1 protein-coding gene is annotated in these 757 nt (G+C 65.0%); it reads left to right on the top strand.

Annotation, left to right across the window (positions count from 1 at the left end; translation table 11 throughout):
- A partial coding sequence (locus RUGAMON1_RS32625; RefSeq protein ID WP_445234421.1) for a condensation domain-containing protein occupies nucleotides 1-757 on the top strand: 757 nt, incomplete at both ends.

The raw sequence follows: 757 nt of genomic DNA, 5'->3' as shown, positions 1-757 counted from the left end.
CGGCATCGCCGACGGCTGCGCGGCGATCACGCCGGACATGCTGCCGCTGGTGCAACTGAGCCAGCAGCAGATCGACGGCATCGTCGCGGCGGTGCCCGGCGGCGCCGCCAATATCCAGGACATCTATCCGTTGGCGCCGCTGCAGGAAGGGATACTGTTCCATCACATGATGCAAAGCGAGGGCGATGCCTACATCATGCCGACCTTGATCGAGTTCGATACGCGAGCACGCCTGGACGGCTTCCTGGCGGCGTTGCAAGTAGCGATCGACCGCCACGACATCTTGCGCACTGCGGTGCTGTGGGATGGCCTGGCCGAGCCGGTGCAGGTGGTATTGCGTTCGGCGCGCATGCTGATCGAGGAGGTCGGCTTGGTGCCGGCCGACGGCGAGATCGCCGCGCAGCTGAGCGGCCGCTACGACCCGCACCACTACCGTATCGACGTGCGCCAGGCGCCGCTGCTGCGTGCCTTCTTGTGCGAGGACCGCGCCAACGGCCGCTGGCTGTTGCAACTGCTGACGCACCATCTGGCGATCGACCATACGACATTGGAAATCCTGGTCGAGGAAATCCACCTGATCCAGCAGGGCCGGGAGGCGCAATTGCCGCCGGCGCTGCCGTTCCGTAATTTTGTGGCGCAGGCGCGCCTGGGCGTGAGCCAGCAGGAACATGAAGCATTCTTTGCCGGCATGCTGGCCGATATCGACGAGCCTACAGCGCCTTATGGTTTGCTCGACGTCCGCGGCGATGGTTCGCAG

The organism is Duganella rhizosphaerae (assembly GCF_040364205.1).
Lineage (GTDB): Bacteria > Pseudomonadota > Gammaproteobacteria > Burkholderiales > Burkholderiaceae_D > Rugamonas > Rugamonas rhizosphaerae.
This window is presented reverse-complemented; position numbering and strand designations above follow the sequence as displayed.